The organism is Evansella clarkii, assembly GCF_002019695.1.
Classification (GTDB): Bacteria; Bacillota; Bacilli; order Bacillales; family Salisediminibacteriaceae; genus Evansella; species Evansella clarkii.
The window spans coordinates 2,095,048-2,109,831 of sequence record NZ_KV917376.1 but is presented as its reverse complement, the minus strand read 5'-3'; the positions used below and the strand labels follow the sequence as shown (position 1 = coordinate 2,109,831).

The window sequence follows — 14,784 nt, the reverse complement described above, 5'->3', positions numbered from 1 at the left end:
ACACTAAGTATGCGGATAAAGTGAACCTTCAATCAGTGGGGGCATCTTCCTCTGATTGTTAGTTGAACCAATCGTGATGTTATCGTCCGTTATCTCCCACCTGAACGTCTTCGCTTCCACTCATGTTTTCAGGTGGGAGATTTACGGACGGTTACATCGGGATAAAACAGGAAAGGAGAAGCAGTCAACAATGAAAATTTGGGTAAAAACAATGCTTATTGTCATTCCACTTTTATTTATCCTTCCCTTTCACTATTCTGCTTCAAAGGTACAGGAGCTGACCTCTGAGGAAGTTTATAAAGAAAGAATGGCATTATATCAAAAGGCGGAAGCTGTTTCACATATCCCCTGGTATTACATAGCTGCAGCAGACAGCTATGAAAGAGGGCTAAGACAGGCAAGAAACGATCTCCCGCAGGAAAATGGTTTTATTGCCTTTTACTTTACTACTGAAGAGTGGACTGGAGCGCAGAACCCGGACCAGGAAGATACGGATGAGGTATCCATCTCCCTTTTCGGAGGGAAAGGCCTTGACGGAAACGGTGATGGAAAAGCTGACATTAATGACGACGAGGACGTTTTACATACCTTTGTCGAACAGCTTTCCCAGTTCGGTCCCGGAGAGGAGAATTTAAGAATTGCTATCTGGGATTATTATCAAAGGGATAAAGCAGTTGAGCTGATTACGGGTTATGGTAAAATTTATAATACTTTTGGTACCCTTGATCTGAGAGACCGTGCCTTTCCTGTTCCATTAAATTATAACTACAGCTACCGAAGCACCTGGGGCGATTCGAGAGGCTGGGGCGGAAGAAGAATTCACGAGGGTACTGATATCTTTGCAGGTTACGGGACCCCGGTACGCTCGACAACTTATGGAATTGTTGAATTAAAAGGCTGGAATAAATATGGGGGCTGGAGAGTAGGAATTCGCGATACAAATAATGTTTACCATTATTACGCTCACCTCAGCAGTTTTGAAAAAGGCATGGAACGAGGCACTATCGTTGAACCAGGTACAGTAATTGGATATGTGGGGAGTTCCGGGTATGGAAAACCTGGAACCCAGGGAAAATTCCCGCCTCACTTACATTATGGAATGTATAAAGATAACGGTGCTTTTGAGTGGTCTTTTGACCCATACCCTAACTTGAGAGCATGGGAACGAATCGAAAGGAATAAAAAATAAGTTCTGCTTCTAGGTTAATCAAAAAAGGCTGCCCCCGTATCATCACTGGAAAGTGACCATACAGGACAGCCTTTTTTGTGTTACTTAAATTCTAAAACAGACCGAAGTTTATAAGCAGAATCCACAGAATTCCAAGTGGAGCTATAATACGAAGGAACCAAAGCCAGAGAGTTCCTAACACCGAATCTGTTAAGCCAGTCTCTCTGAGAGCATCAACTTGATTCCAGCCCCAGCCTACAAACAACGCGATGATTAACCCGCCAAGAGGAAGGGTATATCTGTCTGTTAATGTATCTATTGCATCCAGGAAAGGCAGACCTGCGATAGTAAAATCTGAAAGTGGTCCTCCCTGACTTAACGCAGACGGAATTCCAAGGATAGCAACCAGAATACCTGCAGTCAACGTTGCTTTTTTCCTGTTCCACTTAAACTGATGCATCAGCCAGGAAACACTTGGCTCCAGCAGTGAAATGGAAGATGTAAGAGCAGCGATTGCCACCAGGAAGAAGAACAACAAAGCAAAGAATGTTCCCATTCCGCCCATTACATTAAATACTTCAGGCAGCGTGATAAAAATTAACGTCGGCCCTGCCGCAGGGTCAACCCCAAATGTGAATACCACCGGGAAAATCATTACACCGGCAATAATTGCAAAGAGCGTATCGAATGTTACTACAGTACCAGCTGCACTCGGAAGATGTGTGTCCTTAGGAAGATAGCTGGCATATGTAATCATAATTGCCATACCAAGCGAGAGTGTAAAGAATGCCTGCCCTACGGCAGCTGCGTAAACATCCAGGTTGCCGAAAGCGCTCCAGTCAGGGCTGAATAAGAAGGCAAGACCTTCACCAGCTCCATCGAGCGTTAAAGCATAACCTGCTAAAATAACAACAATTAAAGCTAATAATGGCATAAAAATTTTGTTTGCAAGTTCGATTCCTTTTTTAATACCAAAGAAAACAATTGATATAACAACAGCCATAAATATAAGCTGCCAGATAACAGGCCCCGCTGATCCGCCAATAAAGTTGACGAAATAATCTGCATATCCCCCTTCTGCCACTCCCTGAGCCTGTCCAGTGAGATAACTGAAGAAGAAGTGCAACACCCAGCCGGCGATAACACCATAGAAGGATAAGATTAAGAATGAGGTCAAAACACCTATGATACCGCCGATCACCCAAGGTTTTCCAGGTGTAAGTTTATTAAAAGCGGTTACAGCGTCGGTATGTGTTTTTCGCCCGATCGCAAATTCAGCAAGTAATACAGGAAGACCGATAAGTATAATACAGGCAATGTAAATAATTAAAAATGCTGCTCCCCCGCTGTCTCCTGTAACGTATGCAAAACGCCAGATATTACCTAAACCAACTGCAGAACCAACCGCAGCTAAGATAAAGCCCATCTTGGAGGCCCATTGTTCTCTATCTGCCATTGATAAAACACTCCCTTCTTTTTTCTCTGATTATTACTATTTTTCTGTCAATTTAGTAGTTAAGTATATCTTTAATTCTGCCCTCCTCCGTCTTTAGTCATGCAAAAATATAATCACTAGTAGGTCCCATTATATTGGATTCTTTCCCGGTTTGTCAAAGTATTTTCGCAATATTCTACATTACTCTGAATATATCGCTGATTATATCAAAGAAAGGGAAATATTTTCTTTGAATAATAACAAAAAGAGCGGCAGAACCGCTCTTTCTTAAATTAATTTGTTTTTTCCTTGTAAATGACTGGAAGTCCGAACTTCAGAGCCGCTGTTATTAATACAAAAGCCGCAGCAGCTGTCAGAAGTGCCAGCAGGAGGCTGCCGCTGAATCCTAATACCAGGAATCCAGCTGAAGATATCAGTGCTGTTATCAAAGCATAAGGAAGCTGTGTTAATACATGGTCAATATGATGGCTTCCTGCCCCCGCAGATGACAGAATAGTGGTATCTGAAATAGGAGAACAATGATCGCCAAAAATTGCCCCTGCAAGAACCGCTGCCATCACAGGAAGCAGAAGGGAAATATCAGTAGCAGCTGCCATATCTCCGGCGATAGGAAGCATAATTCCGAATGTTCCCCAGGAAGTCCCGGTGGAGAAAGCCATGAAACCTGCGAGCAGGAATACAAGTACTGGAAGGTATCCAATCTGAATATGCTCATTAACTACTCCTGCCAGGTATTCCCCTGTGCCTAGTTCACCGATAATTTCAATGATCGTCCAGGCGAAAATTAAAATATAAATTGCAGGCAGCATGGATTTAATCCCTGCAAAGATGCCAGATCCAATTTTATTAATGTGCAGGCGTCTCATAAAGGCAATAGCTATTGTGACTATCAGAGCAATTAATCCGCCATACAACAGTGATGCAGCGACATCTGTATTTTCAAACGTTGCCAGAAGGCCTGCCTGTCCTTCTGTACCCTGTATGCCTGTAACTATCATAAACACAACTGTCGCTGCGATAAGAGTTACTATTGGCCAGATCAGGTCTCCAGTCCTTCCTTCGACAGCTGGTTTTGTATCTTCCGCATCCCCTGGAACAGGGCCCTTTGCCTTGTCCGTGAGTTCCCCTGTTTCGAGAGCACGCATTTCATGAGTGCGCATTGGCCCCAGATCAAGTTTGAAATAAGCAACCGCAAAAACAAGAAGAATAGCAAAAATAGCGTAAAAATTCATTGGTGCGATTAATAAGAATGCCTGTAACGCTTCATACTGGGTAACTCCATGTGTGATGAGTATGCCCCCGATAATAGTAATGATGTATGCTCCCCAGCTTGACAATGGCGCTATAACGCACATAGGCGCCGCTGTAGAGTCAACAATATAGGCAAGCTTTGCTCTTGATATTTTATGTCTGTCTGTAAGAGGTCTGCTGACATTACCTACTGTCAGACTGTTAAAGTAATCATCAATAAAGATAATTATCCCGAGAAAGGCGGAAACAAACTGGGCACCAATTCGTGTTTTAACCCTGTTTAACGCCCATTCCCCGAAAGCTCTGCTTCCCCCTGTTAAAGTAATCAGTGCAGCAATGACACCCAGAATTAATAAAAACAAAATAATATAAAATTCCCACGTGTTCACTCCTCCCTCAGACCAGAAAATTCCTGTTACTATAGACAGAATTTGAGAAAGAGTTTCGTTTATAAACGCTTCCTCCCCCTGGTTCACCATTAAAGCACCTACAATGATTCCGATTCCCAGAGACAGCAGAACGCGCCTAGTAATAATAACCATTACAAGCGCCAAAATTGGCGGCAGTAATGACAACACACCATGTTCCATTCTTAAATCCTCCCTTAATTCTCTTAGACTGTATTTTCATAATAGCTTGTTCAGCTTGATAATTATTTAGTACACAACGGACTGGAGCAAGAACTATTTAATAGCACAAAAAAAATGACAAGGGAAAAATCCGCTTGTCATTGTCTCATTAACAAATCGATTTCCCACCGTATACAGGTAAGTAGTCCTCCACTCCAAATCAAACAGAGTGACAGTGCTGCATCTCTTAAATACAGCCCCAGCTAAGGTATCCTGGATGGATAACCCTGCTTCGGCAGAATTCCCTTTCAGAAGCAATCACAGCCGTCCAGACTCCTGCTTCATACTGATAAATTCCGCGCCTCTACCTCACCGGAACGATGAGGCACAACTTTTATTAAATTATCAAACCGAGGTTTATTTTATCAAATACTCCCGAAAAGAACAACCTTAATTATTTTCCTCTTTTTCCAGCTCTTCAAGCAGTTCTAACTCCGCTGTTTCCCACGTGCCCGCCTCCTCGTCTGCACCCTCAGGTGAAGGTTTTGGAATAATAGCAGGAACAGGGCCATCGCCACCAGTACTGTAAAATTCCGGAACTTCTCCGGGGAGCCAGACTGTTGCTACCGGAATAGAAGTCTTCACGACTTCGGTATCAGTAGCAAAGGGAATAACTACCTTCACGTCAGCAGTTATGTCTACAGCTAAACTAATAAACGTATTATTAATCCCGGTATTAATAACTTCCTGGCTAAAGTCAGCTTTCACTTCGCCAATTGCCGACAGTCTTACAGGCACCCTCGGCCCCAGATGGGCGAGGAGGGCATTATTTGTAGCCTGCCCTAATGGGATCATATGAATAATGCCGTCTTCCGAGAATGTAGCTCCTTCACTGTTTATATCTACATCTGTAGGAAGGCTGATATCCCTGACCCTGCCGTGTTCTATATCATTTAAATAATCCTGAACCCGCTTTACTGTTTCCCGCAGGACATAATTATAAATGACTGTGTTAAATCTTACTGACTGTATATTTCCTTGATTGTCTGTATCGAATTCTATAAGGTTTTCCATCCCGGATTCCTCAAGTATTTTTTTCGAGATTGCATCATTAATAGCTAATGTCCCGATTCTCTGGGTCTCTGTTTTGGCAATTGTTAAAAGGGTTGGCCTGATCCCTTTCTCAACAATTATCAGTCCCTGTACTGTCATAAAGCTGAAAATCAGCAGCGATATGATGAAAACATAGCGGAAGGGTAACGGACCTTTTCTTTTTTTCGGACGAGGCCGGGCTTTAAATGCACGAAACTTTCTCATAACAAAATCCCCCTTCTGCACAATCATATGCAGGAAAGGACATCTTCTTTCACAAAAAAACCAGAGGCAACGGCCTCTGGTCTGCGGAGCACTTGCTGACTATGGTTTTTACATCCATTATTTCTTCCTTTCATAAACAAGGAAGGTATGCTCATAAATATTTTTCTCGTCAGTCTCCCCTTTTTCAGAGGAAACCACTTCCCACTCATCTTCTGATATTTCCGGAAAATACGTGTCCCCTTCAAATTCATCATGAATGACTGTCAGATAAATTCTGCCCGTTACTGGCAGGAGCTGCCTGAACAATGTTTCTCCACCTATTAAAAAGAACTCTTCTTCTTTTTTGTCGGCAAATTGTTTCACTTCATCCAGTGAATGAAGCACTTCCACGCCCTCAGGTGCATATGATTGCTGGGTTGTTACCACGATATTCCGCCTGTCAGGCAGAGGCCTTCCGATAGATTCATGAGTTTTACGCCCCATTATAATTGTATGTCCTGTTGTTACCCGTTTAAAAAATTTCAGGTCATTCGGAAGGTGCCATGGCAAGTCCCCGTCCTTACCAATTACTCTGTTTTCATCCATCGCTACTACCATAGAAATCATACAGACACCTCGCCTTTAATGTGAGGGTGCGGGTCGTATCCCGTTAACTCAAAATCTTCTATTGTAAAGTCCTCGATTTTCTTTATATCCGGATTTAGTTTCATCTCCGGCAGCGGCCGCGGATCCCTCGTAAGCTGAAGATTCACCTGCTCAATATGATTCCTATATATGTGAACATCTCCGAAAGTATGGATAAACTCACCTAATTCAAGCTCACATTCCTGAGCGACCATCATTGTCAGCAAAGCATAGGAGGCTATGTTAAACGGCACACCAAGGAAAAGATCCGCGCTTCGCTGATAGAGCTGGCAGGACAGCTTACCGTCAGCTACATAAAACTGGAACAGGCAATGGCAGGGAGCAAGCGCCATTTTATCAAGGTCTGCAACATTCCAGGAGTTCACTATTAGTCTGCGGGAATCAGGGTTGCTTTTAATCTCATTAATAATTTTGCCAAGCTGGTCGATTGTTCCTCCATCAGGATCCGGCCAGGAACGCCATTGCTTACCGTACACAGGGCCAAGGTCACCATTTTCATCAGCCCATTCGTTCCATATCCTGACATTGTTTTCCTGAAGGTACTTAATATTTGTGTCTCCTTTAATAAACCACAGGAGCTCATGGATAATAGCACGGAGCGCCAGTTTTTTCGTAGTCAGCACCGGAAATCCTTCATTCAGATCGAAGCGCATCTGGTAGCCGAAGGTGCTGATTGTCCCCGTGCCGGTTCTGTCTTCTTTTTCCGTTCCATTTTCCAGGACATGCCTGCATAAGTCGAGGTACTGCTGCACAGAAACCACCCTTTCAGTTAGTTAATTTGTTTTTTATTTTTCTGTCTTACTTTAATTATTATTTTAGGAGGCTTCTTCCTGAGAAAGTGATGTTTCACAGGAAGAGATGGTGACATTCAGCGTTTTCATAAGATCCACTTCATAAGGGGCAACTTCCTTTCCCTTCTCTTTAGTCACCCGGATCACAGGCCTGGAAGTAAAATCTCCGTTTTGCTTTGCAACAACCCCTGTACGTCCGTCACTTAAAGTCACTTCCAGCCCCACTGGATAAATAGCTATTGTTTTTGCAAAAGCCTCCACAATATCCTTGTCGAATAAAGTATTCACGCCAGAATAAAGAAGCTCGAGTGTCTCATGGGGAAGCTTTGCATTCCGGTATACTCTGTTTCCTGTCACTGCTTCGAAAACGTCTGCTACCCCGATTAATTTGGCATAAAGATGAATATCCTTCCCTTTCAGTCCCCGGGGATATCCTGAGCCATCTATTCTTTCATGGTGCTGGTAGGCACAATGAGCAGCCAGTAAGGAAATCGTATGGGATTTCCTTAGCAGATCGAACCCTATTTCAGGGTGTTCCTGAATTAATTTAAATTCATCATCTGTTAGTGTTTCTTTTTTATTGAGGATTTTTTCAGGGATTGCGATTTTACCTATATCGTGAAGGATCGCCCCCATGCCCAGCTCTTCCAGCTGCTTCTCGCTCAATCCATACTTTTTTCCTAAAGCAAGAGAATAAATAGTAACATTTAAGGAATGACGAAAAATATATGTATCATAGCTAAAAGCATCTGAAAGCATTGAAATCGCTTCTTTATTCTCCCGAATGTCACTAAGTATATTCTTAACTACAGAGGAAAAGGAAGGCTCCAGTTTATCCATATCTATTGATTTTCCCAATACTATTTCTTCAGAAATAGTCCGGAAATTAGACTGAATCGTATGAATCGACTCCTGTCTCGTTTTTTCACTTACACCTTCTTTAATATATAAATCATCCGTCAGGGCATCTTCTATATAAACAAAAGTGATTCCTTTAGCCTTCATTTTTTCAATCATCCCTTTAGTCAGGACGACTCCTTTATGCAGCAATACTTGTCCATTTTCGTTATAAATTGCTTTTGCCAGACAATCATTATCTTTCAGCGCGTTGATTGACCGTAATCTCATATGATCCCCCGTCCTTTTTCTTAGGCACTTAACAGCAGCCCCTCCCTATGCCAGCTTGAAAGGAGCTGCGGATCTATCCTTACGCCATTTTTAGCAGCGCGTCTTTTCCTGTCATTCCTTGAAAAATTCCTTTTTTCTCCGCCTCGACTGTTACTAATTCCAGTGGTGCAGCCAGCAGATCCTCAATAGACCTGACACCTGTGGCTCTGCCTGCAATTATTTTACGACCCTGTAATTTCTCGTTCAGCAAATTCACATCGAGTGCTCCACACATGATATAGCCGGTTTCGTTAGATACCATTAAAAGATTAGTTTTGGGAAGCTGGACTGAAACTGCTGTAAACGGCTTCCCTTCAATAAAAAGCGGTTTTACCTCCACCATTATTTACACCTCTTTCTTTCTGCTGATTATAAGGGGAACCTTAAATCAAACTATGAGCCTGGGAAAGAAAAGGTGTATGTCCAGACGTGGCAGGTAAGTTTATTCTGGTTCAGGATATTGTTCTTTTAGTTTCCATATTAACACATCACGGAGAAATTCCGGCATATAATATTCCTTCTCTGTGATGGAACTTATCGCTGGGTACAAATGGCCGAAAGTAAACATATCCAGTGTAGCCAGCTTATATTTCCTTGACCGGGAAAGTTTTTCACCGTTTATAAATACATCCTCTTCACTTATGTATGACTTATTCTCCGGTACTTCTATTTTATCAAATACCATTGCGCCAAGAATTTTCCCCCGGAAGCCAAAACCCTTTAACGCAAATTCGACCATTTCCTTTTTTCTCGCCTGTCTGATAATTTCCAGTAACTTTTCACCGGAAATCCGTACTGCAGCCGGGTTTATTGGATGAGGGCATATTCGGTGAATATCTTTATAAGTAACGAGGCCTTCAGGAAGGCCATCAAGTAAAACTCCCGCATTCACCATACTTATTTCAGCATCACACCATTCTGTAAGGCCTTCTGCAAGAAGAGTTGCCAGAGATGCCGGGGAATACCAGTCTGAATTAAGAGACTCGGGCAGATCTATAATTTTTTTACTCATATTCCTGTCAGCCTGAACAGCCAGTTCACTTATCAGTTTATCAGTCTTGTCATCCCGATGATTAAGATTCATTTTTTCAGTTGTAACCTTATATATATCAGCCTTACTCTGCAGGTTGCCTTCATTATAAATATTAATTTTCACTTCTCCGGCGTACTTGCCGCCCCGTCCACACTGATTTATCCAGGTACTGTTTATTTTTTTCCCGTCCGGAAGTACGTGGTGAGTATGGGCTCCAAGCACGAGATCGAACTCCGGGATTTGTTCCGCAAGCTGCTCATCCTCTGATAAGCCTAAGTGGGAGAGACATATAAGCAAATCTGTCTCCGGTTTAAGTTCCTTGGCTATTCTGCTCAGTTCCTCCAAAGGATACTCCACTTTCCAGCCTAGTGTTTTATAAAACAGCTGAAAAGGCACAGTAGCCCCTGTGATACCAACTCTGAGGCCTCCAGGAGTAGTAATTATCCTCCAGGGGGTCGCCCACTCTGGCCGCTCTCCACTGGGTTCAAATAAATTACTTACAATTACCGGGAATTCGGCATTGCTGTAAAGACGGTTAAGTTCTGCTTTAGGAAGAGTCATACCTTCGTTGTTGCCAATGGTTACAGCATCATATTCAAGTTCATTTAACAGAGTTACATTTCCGGTCCCATGCAGTCCCTCCGTAACAGGGTGCGCCCTGTCTGCATGGTCGCCAATATCAAAAAGGAGAACATCTTCCCCATTTATTTTTGCCTGCTTCTTTCTGTCCTTAAGCCAGGCTGTTACTGAAGGCCAGTTTTCCAGCTGGCTGTGCAGATCATTTGTATGGAGTATTCGCAGCTTTTTGACTGCCAAAATCTCACCGCCTTATCCAAGTCAATATGCCCCTCGGATATTTTCATCCAGAGAGGGGTATAGCATGTTATTTTTATATCGGCAGGTACTTTCACCCTCTTAACAGACTGTGTTTTCCCGGGCAATCCTTTACCCGGTAATACCCTGGTAAATAAGCCTTATTCCTATAATGACCAGAAAAATTCTCAGCATATTTACGACCGCCTGGCTTGTCATTTTTCTGTTAATTGCTGCCCCAATTTTACCACCGTACCATGCACCTGGGATTAACGCCAGAGCATACAGCCACTCCACGTTTCCCAATGAGATATGGGAAAGAGAGCTGACAATTGCCGATAAAAATATCATCAGCATAGAGGTAGCCACTGCCAGATGAGGAGGAAACCCGAACAGGAGAATCATTGCCGGGACCATCATAGATCCTCCGCCGATACCAAAGAGCCCTGAACACATTCCTACAACAAATGAGATGGCAATTGCCACCGAAGGCTGAAAACCATACGTAATTGTTTCCCCGCCGGGAGCAGTATAACTTCTTGTAATTCCTGCTCCTCTTCTCTTCAGGGGCTTAATGTATTTTCTCACCATTAATATAAAAGAAACGATTATTATGAAACATCCAAAAAAGACTAAAAAATTGTTTGTATTAATATCTTTATTAAGCCAGACGCCAAACAGAGCACCTGGTCCGCTGCCACAGAAAAAAATCAGTGCAGCTTTATAATCTACGGTCTTCTGTTTCATATAAGCCAATGTCGATGACAGACCAGTGAAAATCATAACCAGAAGAGAGGTTCCAACTGCAGTCTGTGGGGTAATTCCCTCAAAAAAGGCTGTGTACGCACTCAGAATCATGAGAGCAGGAACAATTATTATTCCTCCGCCAAGTCCCATAATGCTGCCCAAAATTGCAGCGGCAAGCCCTAAAATAATCAAAACTATCCATTCCATATGTTAACCTGCTTTCAACTTTTCCACTCTGTCAATTCTATTTGTAAGCTAACTTATTATTACACAATTACCATTGGATTCCCTGTGGAAAATAATCATCTGACATTTATCTTTTTACTTCCCGTCTATCCTCTATTATCAGTCAAATAAGTCCATTTGTCGAGGTGCCAGACCCTTATATTTCAGGCCGGCAATCTCCATAAACCTACTGGCATTGCCTGCCGCATGCCCCCCGGAATTATTATTAAAAATCACAAAAACCTCCCCCGTATCCTGAGCGACAGATTGTATTTTATTTGCAAGGCTGGTGAGCTCTGATTCGCTGTAGTCATACAGATAACGAACATCCCGCCATTCCTGGCCTTTGGAAGGCTTCGTCCAGCCGTGCACATTTCTGCCATGTAAGCGGACGAGAGTCTTATCTCCAACTGGTACAGGCACAAAGGGAATCGATTTCTCGCCTGCTTGCGGTTCATCGCAGATGCTGTGAATCCAGTTGTCTTCTTTCATGTATTGTATCGTCCTCTCTCTGTATTGAGGAGAAAACCATGACTGGTGCCGGAATTCCAAAGCAGAAGGGATATCTCCCAGCAATCTTTTAGAGTAGCGTAGATAATCCACGTTTTCTTTCCTGCAGTCGAACCAAGGTGGAAATTGCAGCAGAACCATGGCAAGCTTTCCTGCGTCTCTCATGGGCTCAAGTGACTTTTTAAAAGCTTCAAACATCTCCTCTTTTGAATCGAAGGGAATTTCTCCCCGCTGATGTCCTGTCATTCCCTGATAAGCTTTTACGACAAACTGAAATGACTCTGGCGTATCATTAACCCATTTATTCATATTACGTTCGGGCTGTACCGCATAAAAAGATGCATCCAGTTCCACAATTGGGAAGTGCCCGGCATACTGGCTGAGCTTATCAGCAGTGGATTTCAGATCATGATATAAGGAGTCATGGTCTCCCCAGCCTGCTAATCCTGTCCAGATCATTCTATCTCCTCCGTTTTTTATTTTATATTTTATTTTTGTTGGTTATGATGTGCGGGTGGCGTGCAGATGGCATACATGTACCATGCGGACGTTCTTGTGTGACCTTTCTCCATGTTTTTCCAGGAGTTTGGGCATACGGGACGCCCTAGCTTCATTTTAGGTCCTTTTCTACCTGCAGTATAAATTACCTGTTAATGAAATTGTTGAAACTACATGGAGCCGCCACAATAAATAATACACCATTTTCAGAGAATAGAAAAAACCGGGGAAATCCCCGGTTTCCTTTTATCCCATATAACTGTCTGTAAAACCCCCGGCACACTGCTTGGAGGTTAATCTTGAAGTGAATATTCGCCAATAATCTTTTAGAGATTTACATCAATCATAGGTATAGTGACATCTTCTTTTTTTGCCCCAATGTATCTGAGTGTTTCCGAAGGAGTAGCATGATGAAACCGCTCTTGTAATAGTGCTAATGATACTCCCTTTCTGAACGCATGATATCCGAATGTTTTTCTTAAGGTGTGGGTTCCAATGTGCTCATGTATCCCTGCTTCTGCAGCTGCTTGCTTAACAATCCTGTAAGCATGCTGTCTCGTTATAGGTTCCCCTTTTTTGGTTGAAGTAAATAAATAGTCTTCTCTGGAGAGTTCTTTCTTCTCAAGAAAATGGCTTAACGCGTTCCTTACATTTCTGTTTAAATATATTCCACGCTCATCCGGCGATATATATAAAACTCTCGCTGGTTCTCTTTCTGCAGTCAGTACGTCATTTAATTTCAGCTTCAGCAATTGACTGATTCTGAGGCCCGTATTAACTCCTATTACAAAAAGCAGATAATCCCGAATGGAGCGTTCTTTTAACTTTGCTTTTATTTGCTCAATTTTTTTTACGTCACGAATCGCATCAACAAACTCCATGCGCCGTCCCCCCCTTAATCACTCGCTTATTATACACAAGAAAATAAAAGTTAGAAAGAAGAAACGAAGTTACATAATGTATCTTATCACCACTTTAAGTAACATATCAATTAATTAGAAAAGATATTATAACGTCAAGGAAACGTCTGAAGGGATAACATCAAAAAAACCTGCAGCCATCAGATATCAGGACATAATTGTTAACAAGCGGAACGCAAAAAAGCGAATCTGCCAGAGGCAGATCCGCTTAGTTATATTATTGGTTAAAATTAACCGATAGAACCTTCCATCTCGAACTTGATAAGACGGTTCATCTCAACTGCATATTCCATTGGAAGCTCTTTAGTGAATGGCTCAATGAAGCCCATTACGATCATTTCTGTTGCTTCCTGCTCTGAAACTCCGCGGCTCATCAGATAGAAGAGCTGCTCTTCAGATACTTTGGATACAGTCGCTTCGTGTTCAAGAGTAATATCGTTGTTGAGGATTTCGTTATAAGGGATAGTATCAGAAGTTGACTGATTATCCATAATTAACGTATCACACTCGATATTAGCTTTAGATCCCTGAGATTTACGGCCGAAGTGGCAGATACCACGGTAAGTTACTTTACCGCCGTGCTTAGAGATGGATTTAGAAACAATTGTTGAAGAACAATCAGGTGCCAGATGATGCATTTTTGCACCGGCATCCTGGTGCTGCCCTTTACCTGCAATCGCGATAGAAAGAACGTTACCACGGGCACCGCGGCCTTTCATTACTACTGCAGGATACTTCATTGTCAGCTTGGAACCGATGTTTCCATCAACCCATTCCATCACTGCGTTTTCTTCCGCTACCGCACGCTTAGTAACAAGGTTGAATACGTTTGGCGCCCAGTTCTGAATTGTTGTATAACGGCAGTATGCATCCTTTTTAACAATGATTTCAACAACTGCACTGTGCAGTGAGTTTGTTGTATAAACAGGAGCTGTACAGCCTTCTACATAGTGTACAGAGCTGTCTTCATCAGCGATGATGAGCGTACGCTCAAACTGTCCCATATTTTCAGAGTTAATACGGAAGTAAGCCTGTAATGGTGTATCTGTTTTAATCCCTTTTGGAATGTAGATAAAGGATCCTCCTGACCATACAGCAGAGTTCAGCGCTGCGAACTTGTTGTCAGATGGAGGAATAACTGTTCCGAAATGCTCCCTGAAAATGTCTTCATTTTCTTTAAGAGCTGTATCTGTATCCTTAAAGATAATACCTTGTTCTTCAAGCTCTTCTTTCATATTGTGGTAAACAACCTCAGATTCATACTGAGCGGAAACACCCGCGAGATACTTCTGCTCGGCTTCCGGAATACCAAGTTTGTCAAACGTATTTTTAATTTCCTCAGGAACTTCATCCCATGAACGCTCTGATTTCTCTGATGGCTTTACGTAGTACGTAATCTCATCGAAATTAAGCTCAGCCAGATTCCCGCCCCATTGAGGCATAGGCATTTTATAAAACTGTTCAAGGGATTTCAGACGGAAGTCCAACATCCACTTTGGTTCTTCTTTCATGCGGGAAATTTCTTCAACAATCTCTTTTGTCAATCCTTTTTTAGAACGGAAAATAGAGACATCTTTATCAGAAAACCCGTATTGATATTCACTAATTTCAGGCATTTTTTTTGCCATGAAAAAACCCTCCCTTATTGATACTGTCACATGTCAGGGCGACTTT

The 14,784-nt window shown here is 42.5% G+C and carries 13 protein-coding genes and 1 riboswitch; of the genes, 1 reads left to right on the top strand and 12 read right to left on the bottom strand.

Going from position 1 to position 14,784, the window contains the following annotated elements:
• Nucleotides 1–190 precede the first annotated feature (190 nt).
• A complete protein-coding gene (locus BK582_RS09425; protein WP_078594590.1) occupies nucleotides 191–1,189 on the top strand; it encodes a M23 family metallopeptidase in 999 nt (332 codons plus the stop codon).
• A gap of 91 nt (nucleotides 1,190–1,280) precedes the next feature.
• On the opposite strand, the gene BK582_RS09420 is transcribed toward BK582_RS09425, so the two are convergent.
• From BK582_RS09420 to sufB, 12 genes are all read right to left on the bottom strand, one after another.
• Nucleotides 1,281–2,624: a sodium-dependent transporter gene (locus tag BK582_RS09420; protein ID WP_078594588.1), complete on the bottom strand. Its 1,344-nt coding sequence runs from the start codon at nucleotides 2,622–2,624 to the stop codon at nucleotides 1,281–1,283.
• A 272-nt stretch (nucleotides 2,625–2,896) separates the two neighbouring features.
• Nucleotides 2,897–4,465 carry a Na+/H+ antiporter NhaC family protein gene (locus tag BK582_RS09415; protein ID WP_078594585.1) on the bottom strand — a complete coding sequence of 523 codons (1,569 nt, stop codon included), beginning with the start codon at nucleotides 4,463–4,465 and terminating at the stop codon, nucleotides 2,897–2,899.
• Between the two features lie 174 nt (nucleotides 4,466–4,639).
• A riboswitch (Lysine riboswitch) is annotated at nucleotides 4,640–4,819 on the bottom strand.
• A 75-nt stretch (nucleotides 4,820–4,894) separates the two neighbouring features.
• Nucleotides 4,895–5,761, bottom strand: a complete 867-nt coding sequence (gene yunB, locus BK582_RS09410; protein WP_078594583.1) for a sporulation protein YunB — start codon at nucleotides 5,759–5,761, stop codon at nucleotides 4,895–4,897.
• 117 nt (nucleotides 5,762–5,878) lie between these two features.
• Nucleotides 5,879–6,367 (bottom strand): dihydrofolate reductase, encoded by a 489-nt coding sequence (locus BK582_RS09405; RefSeq protein WP_078594581.1) that lies wholly within the window; start codon nucleotides 6,365–6,367, stop codon nucleotides 5,879–5,881.
• Nucleotides 6,364–7,158, bottom strand: a complete 795-nt coding sequence (locus tag BK582_RS09400; RefSeq protein WP_078594578.1) for a thymidylate synthase — start codon at nucleotides 7,156–7,158, stop codon at nucleotides 6,364–6,366. The genes BK582_RS09405 and BK582_RS09400 overlap by 4 nt, the downstream gene beginning before the upstream one ends.
• A 63-nt stretch (nucleotides 7,159–7,221) precedes the next feature.
• On the bottom strand, nucleotides 7,222–8,325 hold the full coding sequence (locus BK582_RS09395; RefSeq protein ID WP_078594576.1) for an HD-GYP domain-containing protein: 1,104 nt from the start codon (nucleotides 8,323–8,325) through the stop codon (nucleotides 7,222–7,224).
• Nucleotides 8,326–8,404: 79 nt separating this feature from the next.
• Nucleotides 8,405–8,707 carry a YunC family protein gene (locus BK582_RS09390; RefSeq protein ID WP_078594573.1) on the bottom strand — a complete coding sequence of 101 codons (303 nt, stop codon included), beginning with the start codon at nucleotides 8,705–8,707 and terminating at the stop codon, nucleotides 8,405–8,407.
• 99 nt (nucleotides 8,708–8,806) lie between these two features.
• The gene (locus tag BK582_RS09385; protein ID WP_078594571.1) at nucleotides 8,807–10,213 is read right to left on the bottom strand and encodes a bifunctional metallophosphatase/5'-nucleotidase; all 1,407 of its coding nucleotides are present in this window, start codon (nucleotides 10,211–10,213) and stop codon (nucleotides 8,807–8,809) included.
• Nucleotides 10,214–10,342: 129 nt separating this feature from the next.
• Complete coding sequence (locus tag BK582_RS09380; protein WP_078594569.1) at nucleotides 10,343–11,164, bottom strand: sulfite exporter TauE/SafE family protein; 822 nt, start codon at nucleotides 11,162–11,164, stop codon at nucleotides 10,343–10,345.
• Nucleotides 11,165–11,302: 138 nt separating this feature from the next.
• Nucleotides 11,303–12,151, bottom strand: coding sequence for a DUF72 domain-containing protein (locus tag BK582_RS09375; RefSeq protein ID WP_078594567.1), 849 nt, complete (start codon nucleotides 12,149–12,151; stop codon nucleotides 11,303–11,305).
• Between the two features lie 365 nt (nucleotides 12,152–12,516).
• Nucleotides 12,517–13,071, bottom strand: coding sequence for a tyrosine-type recombinase/integrase (locus BK582_RS09370; RefSeq protein ID WP_078594565.1), 555 nt, complete (start codon nucleotides 13,069–13,071; stop codon nucleotides 12,517–12,519).
• Nucleotides 13,072–13,340: 269 nt separating this feature from the next.
• The gene (gene sufB / locus BK582_RS09365; RefSeq protein WP_078594563.1) at nucleotides 13,341–14,738 is read right to left on the bottom strand and encodes a Fe-S cluster assembly protein SufB; all 1,398 of its coding nucleotides are present in this window, start codon (nucleotides 14,736–14,738) and stop codon (nucleotides 13,341–13,343) included.
• Between the last annotated feature and the right edge of the window lie 46 nt (nucleotides 14,739–14,784).